General features: G+C 69.8%; 6 protein-coding genes. 1 reads left to right on the top strand and 5 read right to left on the bottom strand.

The features are described 5' to 3' along the window. Nucleotides 1-270: 270 nt before the first annotated feature. Nucleotides 271-855, top strand: a complete 585-nt coding sequence (locus KBY19_RS35045) for a dihydrofolate reductase family protein (protein WP_099882473.1) — start codon at nucleotides 271-273, stop codon at nucleotides 853-855. Nucleotides 856-888: 33 nt separating this feature from the next. Here the strand turns inward: KBY19_RS35045 and KBY19_RS35050 are convergent, their stop codons facing one another. From KBY19_RS35050 to KBY19_RS35070, 5 genes are all read right to left on the bottom strand, one after another. Continuing rightward, entirely contained in the window at nucleotides 889-2,499 is a 1,611-nt protein-coding gene (locus KBY19_RS35050; RefSeq protein ID WP_210967448.1) for a hypothetical protein, read from the bottom strand. Nucleotides 2,500-2,585: 86 nt separating this feature from the next. Further along, entirely contained in the window at nucleotides 2,586-4,028 is a 1,443-nt protein-coding gene (locus KBY19_RS35055; RefSeq protein WP_099882471.1) for an ATP-binding protein, read from the bottom strand. A gap of 84 nt (nucleotides 4,029-4,112) precedes the next feature. Next, a complete protein-coding gene (locus KBY19_RS35060; protein ID WP_099882470.1) occupies nucleotides 4,113-5,678 on the bottom strand; it encodes an SCO6880 family protein in 1,566 nt (521 codons plus the stop codon). Then, a complete protein-coding gene (locus KBY19_RS35065) occupies nucleotides 5,675-7,024 on the bottom strand; it encodes a hypothetical protein (RefSeq protein ID WP_210967449.1) in 1,350 nt (449 codons plus the stop codon). Before KBY19_RS35065 ends, KBY19_RS35060 begins: the two co-directional genes overlap by 4 nt. Then, on the bottom strand, nucleotides 7,014-7,726 hold a 713-nt coding region (locus KBY19_RS35070), incomplete at its 5' end, for a hypothetical protein (protein ID WP_210967450.1). The genes KBY19_RS35070 and KBY19_RS35065, both read right to left, overlap by 11 nt.

The raw sequence follows: 7,726 nt of genomic DNA on the forward strand, positions 1-7,726 counted from the left end.
CCTTTCAGCGCCGATGGTACTGCATGCGGGAGTGTGTGGGAGAGTAGGACGCCGCCGAACTCTTCGTGAAGGAAAGGGCCTTGCCGGCCGACGCCGGCAAGGCCCTTTTTTCATGCCCAAAAACCTTCTCTTTCTTCCTCTGCAATCCAGAGGACGTGCCCGTACGACATCTACAGTCGTGCCTGCAGCCGTGCATGCACGACTGCGTGCGGCCTTCCGTGCTGACTCCCCCTGCCGGAGTGCGCGGAGAAGACGAAGAGGAAGAAGCCGATGGGAGACGTGTTCCTGGCGCTGTCGATGTCGCTCGACGGTTATGTTGCCGGTCCGGAGGACGACGTTGAGCTGTTGCATCGCTGGTTGTTCAACGGGGAGGCAGCGAGTCGGCACGGGCACGGCCTGAGCATGGTGGAGGCCAGCCGCGAGGTCGTCGACGATTACTTCGACCGTGCCGGGGCGTGCGTCGTCGGGCGCCGGACGTTCGAGCTGGCGGGGCGGTGGGGTGGTCGGCCGCCTTTTCCGATGCCGTATTTCGTGGTCTCCCACGACGTTCCCGACGAACTGGCCGGTCCGGACGCACCCTTCACCTTCGTCACCGACGGTGTGGAGAGCGCGATCGCGCGGGCCCGAGCCGCTGCCGGCGGCAAGAAGGTCAGTGTCATGGGTGCCGACGTGCCCCAGCAGGCGATCCGGGCCGGGCTGCTGGACGAGCTGCTGATCCACCTCGTGCCGGTGCTGTTGGGCGGCGGTAAGCGCCTGTTCGAGCACCTGGGCGGGGAGCCGCTGGAGCTCGACCGTAGGGAGGTCGTCGCGACACCGGACGGCATCACACATCTGCGGTACCGGATCGCGCGGTAGGCGGGTAGAGCGGAGCAGCTGCGCTGCGGCTGTCTACGGTTTTGCCGGCAGATGGAGGACCGATGTCAGTGGTGGGTCGAGCCGACCGTCAGATGACCGTGCGGCCATGCGGCGGCCGTGCTCGACCACGCTCTGGGTGAGCGCGTTGAGGAGCGGCAGTACCTCCGGGTCCTCGCCCACTACATACAGCGTGCCCGCTTCGGCGATGAAGGATTCCAACGCAAGGCGATCGGCTCGTTCGGCCGAGCATGCGTTGCGTACGTGGAGCCGGCCCAGCGGTGCCAGGGCGCGGCGGATCAGGGCGACCGCGTCGGCACGCAGTTGCGGGTGACCCGCGAGCGCGGACTCCAGCTCACCGGCGGCGCCGGAGGTGGCCTTGGGGTGGGTGCGCAGGATACGTACGGCGTCGGCAGTCTGGCCCGTGGCGAGTGCCCAGCGGTGCACCTCGCGGAAGGGGCGCTTCTCCAGTGCGGCGGCGTGCAGCCAGCAGCGGAGGACGGTTTCCGCCGTGGTGTGGATCGTCGCGTCGATGGGGCGCGGGGAACGCAGGGGCGCCAGGAGGGACGTCGCGCGGGACGCCGCCGTGGCGCGGTCGGCGCAGCCGTGGTGGGGGGACCAGCGGAGGCGGTCGGGGGTGTCGCAGGCGTGCGTCGGGTCGAAGAGGTGGACGGGGCCGAGCTTGGCGCGGGCCGTCTTGGTGGCGGTCCACAGGTCCGGCGTGGTCGAGCTGACGAGCGCGGCGCCCGGGGCCTCCAGGATCTGCGTCACCGGGTCCTCGGCGCCCGCTCCGCGGGCTGCTGGGCCGCCACTCGTGCCGGAGGCGGCTCCGGCGCCTGCCGTGCCCAGCAGGGTGGGAGCGAGCGGGCTGGGCGGGCCGCTGGGAGGGGCCTGCCGGATGGGCGGCCCCTGCTCTTGGGGTGGGGCGAGAGGTGCTTCGGCGGAGGGTGACTGAGCCGGCGGCGGGAAGGGCGGTGATGCCGGCCCCGGTGTTGGGGTGGATGCCGGTGCCGACGCCGATGCTGACGTCGACGTGGGGTCCGCCGCTGACGAGGGCGGTGGAGGATTCCTGGGCTCCCCGTTGGCTGCCGCACCTTGGTCGCCCTGGTCGCCCTGGTTGCGCTTGTTGCCCCGGTCGCCCCGGTGCTCCGCGGGTCCGGGGCGGCCGCCCTCGCGTGGGCTCTCCGACTCCTGACCGGGCCGGTCGCGCAGCATGCGCCGCGACTTTCGTACGGCCCGGGCGCGGGCGACGGTGCCCATGACGAAGATCGTGAGCACCATCAGCACCATCAGTTGGCTGATGAAGACTCCCCAGAACAGGCCGTAGCCGGAGAGCTGTCCGCGCGGGGTCGACGGCCAGGCGCCGGGGATGTCGTGCGGCTCGGTGATCAGCTCCCGTACGGCGAGCGGAGTCCTGCCGAAGGTGACGTCGTCGGGCCAGGCTCCGTGCGAAAGGAGGCCCGCAAGTCCCGTCGCCGTCCACACGAAGACGGTCAGGCCCAGCAGGAAGGCGAGGACGCCTACCAGGAGGCCGTCGGGGATGCCGGTGCCGCCCCCACCGGATGCGCGGCGCATCCGGTGGGGTTCGTGGTCATGGTCCGGGTGGTTGCCCGGGCGGTGGTGACGCTCGCGGTCGTCGTATGGCATCGGTACCGGTATTCAAGCGGGGCCGGTCGGTGGCGGCAAGATCCCCTCGGCGGCTTCACCGAGTGGGGTGGTCGTGCGCTGTCCTGTCAGGCGACGCCGGAGCCGGGCGTCGCCGGTCCGGACGGGGCGCGTTCCATCGCCATGGCGCGCGCCTCGGTCTCGGCCTCCAGGTCCGCTTCCAGCGCGGCCTCGAAGGAGGCGGCTTCCGCCTCGGCTTCGGCGGCGCTCTCGGTCATGGCGCGGTCGGTGAAGACGAGCGGGCGTTCGGCCTCGGTGACCAGGTGTTTGACGACCTGCACATTGCCGTTGACGTCCCATACGGCGATACCGGGCGACAGGGTCGGGATGATCTCCACCGCCCAGCGCGGCAGGCCCAGGACCTTGCCGGTGGCGCGGGCCTCGTCCGCTTTCTGGGCGTAGATCGTCCGGGTGGAGGCCATCTTCAAGATCGCTGCGGCCTCGCGTGCAGCCGCTCCGTCGACCACGTCGGAGAGGTGGTGGACGACGGCGACGAAGGAGAGACCGAGTCGGCGGCCGAACTTCAGCAGCCGCTGGAAGAGCTGCGCCACGAAGGGGCTGTTGATGATGTGCCACGCCTCTTCGACCAGGAAGATCCGCTTGCGCCGGTCGGGGCGGATCCAGGTGTGTTCGAGCCAGACTCCGACGATCGCCATCAGGATCGGCATGGCGATGGAGTTGCGGTCGATGTGGGAGAGGTCGAAGACGATCAGTGGCGCGTCCAGGTCGATGCCGACCGTCGTCGGGCCGTCGAACATGCCGCGCAGGTCACCGTCGACCAGCCGGTCGAGGACGAGGGCGACGTCCAGGCCCCAGTCGCGTACGTCGTCCAGGGCGACGTTCATCGCCTCGGCCGACTCCGGCTTGGGGTGGCGCAGCTGCTCGACGATGTCGGTGAGTCGCGGCTGGCGGTCGGTGATGGTGGAGTTGACGTAGGAGTGCGCGACCTTGAGGGCGAATCCGGACCGCTCGTCGAGGCCGTGGCCCAGGGCGACCTCGATGATGGTGCGCAGCAGCGCCAACTGACCGGTCGTGGTGATGGCCGGGTCCAGCGGGTTGAGGCGGATGCCCTGGTCGAGCGCGGCGGTGGGGTCGAGGCGGATCGGGGTTATGCCCATCTCCTCGGCGATCAGGTTCCATTCGCCGACGCCGTCCTCACCCTGCGCGTCCAGGACCACCACCTGCCGGTCCCGGAAGCGCAGCTGGCGCAGCACATACGTCTTCTCCAGCGCGGACTTGCCGTTGCCGGACTCGCCCAGCACCAGCCAGTGCGGGGCCGGCAACTGCTGTCCGTACAGCTGGAAGGGGTCGTAGATGTAGCCCTTCCCGCTGTAGACCTCGCGGCCGATGATGACGCCGGAGTCGCCCAGCCCCGGCGCGGCCGTCGGCAGATAGACGGCCTGCGCCTGGCCCGTGGACGTACGGACGGGCAGGCGGGTCGTCTCCGTCTTGCCGAACAGGAAGCCGGTGAATGCTTCGGTGATGGCGGACAGGGGATCGAGCGCGGCCATGCTGGCTACCTCCGGCCTGGAGCGGCGGTGCGGGGGTGGAGCTGCGGTACGGCGACGGAACTGATGGGGGGCATGGGGGTCTCCTCAGCGCCGGATGCCGGTGGCGAAGGGGAGGGTGTTGACGAAGGCGCGGTGATGCTCCCTGTCGCACCACTCCAGCTTCAGATAGCTCTTGCCCGCCGAGGCGCGGATCGTGCGCTTGTCCCGGGCGAGCGCGTCCGGTGACCGGGACGAGACGGTGATGTAGCCGACGAGGTTGACGCCCGCCGCGCCCGAAGCCAGGTCCTCGCCGCGCTGGTCGACGCGACCGCTCGCGGCGATGTCGCGGGGGTCGACGGTGCGGTTCATCTTCGCCGAACGGCTGGCCTCCGCATCGTCGTTCGTCTTCTCCGTGAGCATCCGCTCGATGGCCAGCTCGGTCGGCTCCAGGTCCATCACCACGGCGACGGTGCGGATCACATCCGGGGTGTGCACCAGCAGCGGGGCCAGGAAGTTGACGCCGACCGGGGTCATCGGCCACTCCTTCACCCACGCCGTGGCGTGGCACCACGGCTCGCGGGTGACCGACTCGCGGGTCTTGGCCTGCAGATACGTCGGCTCGACCGCGTCCAGCTCGGCCGGCCAGGCGTTGCGCTTGGACATCGCCTGTATGTGGTCGATGGGGTGGTCGGGGTCGTACATCGAGTGGATCAGCGACGCCAGCCGGGCCTGGCCGAGCGGCTGCCGCACCCGGATGTCCGCCTCGGTGAGCCGGGCGCAGATGTCCGTCAGCTCGCGGGCCATCACTATGGCCAGCCCCTCGTCCTTGGTCAGCTTGCGGCCTGCCGTACGGCGGGCCGCCTTGGCGATGGTGGCGCCCTCGGTGGCCAGCTCGCGGCCGTAGGGCATACAGGCGACGAGGTAGGCGCGGTGCTGCTCGCTGGAGGTGGAGACCATCGACAGGAGCTGCTCGTAGGAGGAGCGCAGCCACCCGGCGGCCCGCTCGTTGCCGCGCTGGGCGACGTCCTTGGCGTGCGCGTCCGGGTCGGCGGGCAGCGTACGGGCCAGCACCTGCAGCCGCGTCACATAGCCGTCGCCGTTGGCCACATGCTTCAGCAGCGTGCCGAACCGTTCGACCAGGGCCTCCTGGTCCTCGCTGTCGCGCAGGCCGACGCCCGGGCCCTCGATCTCGATGGCGGCGGTCACGGTGCGGCGGTCGGCGTGCAGCAGCACGGCGATCTCGTCGGGCCCGAACGGTGCCGACAGCCAGTTGATCCGGCCCACGCCGGGCGGCGGGCCGATCTCCATCTCACGGCCGTCGAGCATGGTGCCCGCCTCGACGGCGTCCGAACGATACCTCGTACCGCGGCGCAGCAGCCGCTTGTAGGAGCGGTTGATCTCGAACCACCTGTAGAACGTACGGCCCTTGTACGGCACATAGACAGCCGCCAGCGCGAGCGCCGGGAAGCCGATCAGGGCGGGGATACGGAACGACAGAACGGGGATGAGCAGACCGCTCATCATGCCGAAGAAGGCACCGACGACGATCAGGGCGATCTCGCCCGTCTCCCGGTTCTTCCCGACGATGGCGTTGGGCCGGGCCCTGCCGATCATGTACGTACGGCGCGGCGAACCCAGCGAGGACCCTGCCGAGTGGGACGACGTCGTCATCCGCGGTCACCTCCTGAACCGCGGGGCCGGCCCGGCTGGGACCCGCCTGTGCCCGAGGAGCCCTGTCGGGGCGGGCGGGCCGAGTGGGGGGTCGTGGCGGCCGGCGCGGCCGGGGCCGGCTGCCGGGGGGCCGGTTCCTCGCCGCCACCGCCGCCGCCTCCGCGGGAACTGTGGGCGGAGACCCCGCCGGACACGGCCGAACCGGAGGACTTGCCGCCGCCTCCGCCGGACGACGACGCGCTGGCGGCCGGAGCGCTCTGGCCGCCGCCCCTGCCACCGTGGGTGTTGATGCCCTGCCGGACGAGCGCGGCCGGCGAGGCCACCACCGCGGCGGCGGACCGGGAGGAGGAGCGCACCGCGTTGCGATGCGCGGCGATGTCGTCGCCGAAGCCGGGGACGAAGCGGTAGATCATCGCGCTGGCGAAGATCGCCAGCAGAATGATGGCCAGCCCCGACACGATTGCCGAGACCGAGTCCGGCCCGTCCCCACCGGCGAGCGCGCCCGCGAGACCGAGCACTATCACGATCACGGGCTTCACAAGGATCACAGCGATCATGATGCCCGCCCAGCGGCGGACATGTCCCCACAGATTCTTGTCGACCAGGCCCGCGTAGACGGCGGTGCCCAGGAGCGCGCCGACGTACAGCAGCGCCGCCCGCACCACCAGTTCGAGATACAGCACGCCCGCCGCGATGATCGACACCAGCGAGACGACGATCAGCATGATCGGGCCGCCACCGATGTCGTCGCCCTTCTCCAGGGCCTTGGAGAACGTGCCGAAGAACGCGTCCGTCTTCTCCGACGTCCCCGACGCGATGACCTCCGTGACCCCGTCGGTCGCCGACACCACCGTGTAGAGGATCAGCGGCGTGAAGGCCGAGGCCAGCACCGTCAGCCAGAGGAACCCGATCGCCTCGGTGATGGCCTCCGTGAACGGCACCCCGCGCACCGCCCGCTTCGCCACCGCCAGCAGCCACAGGGTGAGCGTCAGAATCGTCGACGCGGCGAACACCACGGCGTACTGCCGCAGGAACTCCGTGTTCGTGAAGTCGACCTTCGTCGTCGAATCCACGAGCTTCGCCAACTTCTCCACCGTCCAACTCGCCGCCTCGGCACAACCCTTCGCGAGGGAGGAGAGGGGGTCGGTAGGATCGTTGGCGACGCTCGGGGACTCCGAGCCGCTTCCCTCTCCCGAGTCGCAGAACTTGCGGGAGGCCCCGAAGGTGTAGTCGCACTCGTCCTTCGGTTCTGCTGCTGCACGGCCGGCGACAAGCAGGGCGGTGGCCTGAAGGCCTGCTACGCCTGCACCTACGGTGAAGAGACGGCGAAGTCGGTCAGCGGGCATAGGTGAAGCCTCCGAACTTGTCCACAGCGGCGGCGATCTCGTCCGCGCTCGAGGCTGTGTTGTCGCCATTCACCGGAGCGGGGCCTTCCTTCTGTGAAAACTTCCGAATCTTCCAGTCGCCGTCTGCCCACTTGAGCTCGAATGTGAGGGTGAACCAGTCGCTCGTGACCGGATTCGTGGACTTCTTCCCTGCGTTGCCGAAGACCCCCGTGCACCACACGTCGAGCTGCGCCGAATCCTCCTTGTACTTGCGGACGGTCGTCCCGACGGGAGCCGTCCGAGACACGTACTTGGACCCCTCTTCCGCGGTCCCGTCCTCATTCAGCCCCATCTTGGCCAGCAACTTCGGCGAATAGGCTTTGTCCATGTTTCGCTGAGTATCTTCAACCTGGCCCGGGGCGAAGAGTTGCTCGATGATCTCGTTGCGCTGTTTCGGCTTCACGATGTCAGCGGACACCAACGCGACAGCGTAGTTCGCCGCGGCGCTCTGTGCCCCCTGCTCGCTGTGGGGGAAGCCGGAGGCGAGGGCGTCGGGGGAGTTCTTCACAGGTTTTTCACCGGAGGGGGCGGTGGGTTGGGCCCGGGGGGCGGTGCCGCCCTTCCCGTCGGAGGCGGCGTTGCCGCTTTCACCGCCGCCGTCGCCGTCGCTGCCGCCGCGGTTGGCGAAGGCTATGGCGGCGATGAGGAGGACGACCACGGCGA

Origin of the sequence: Streptomyces sp. B15 (assembly GCF_018070605.1) — a bacterium.
In the GTDB taxonomy this organism is placed as follows: Bacteria; Actinomycetota; Actinomycetes; order Streptomycetales; family Streptomycetaceae; genus Streptomyces; species Streptomyces smyrnaeus.

What these genes read in the sequence shown, in the direction of transcription:
- KBY19_RS35055 (WP_099882471.1), bottom strand. Translation starts at nt 4,028, where the DNA reads ATGGCCGCGCTCGATCCCCTGTCCGCCATCACCGAAGCATTCACCGGC.
- KBY19_RS35050 (WP_210967448.1), bottom strand. Translation starts at nt 2,499, where the DNA reads ATGCCATACGACGACCGCGAGCGTCACCACCGCCCGGGCAACCACCCG.
- KBY19_RS35065 (WP_210967449.1), bottom strand. Translation starts at nt 7,024, where the DNA reads ATGCCCGCTGACCGACTTCGCCGTCTCTTCACCGTAGGTGCAGGCGTA.
- KBY19_RS35060 (WP_099882470.1), bottom strand. Translation starts at nt 5,678, where the DNA reads ATGACGACGTCGTCCCACTCGGCAGGGTCCTCGCTGGGTTCGCCGCGC.
- KBY19_RS35045 (WP_099882473.1), top strand. Translation starts at nt 271, where the DNA reads ATGGGAGACGTGTTCCTGGCGCTGTCGATGTCGCTCGACGGTTATGTT.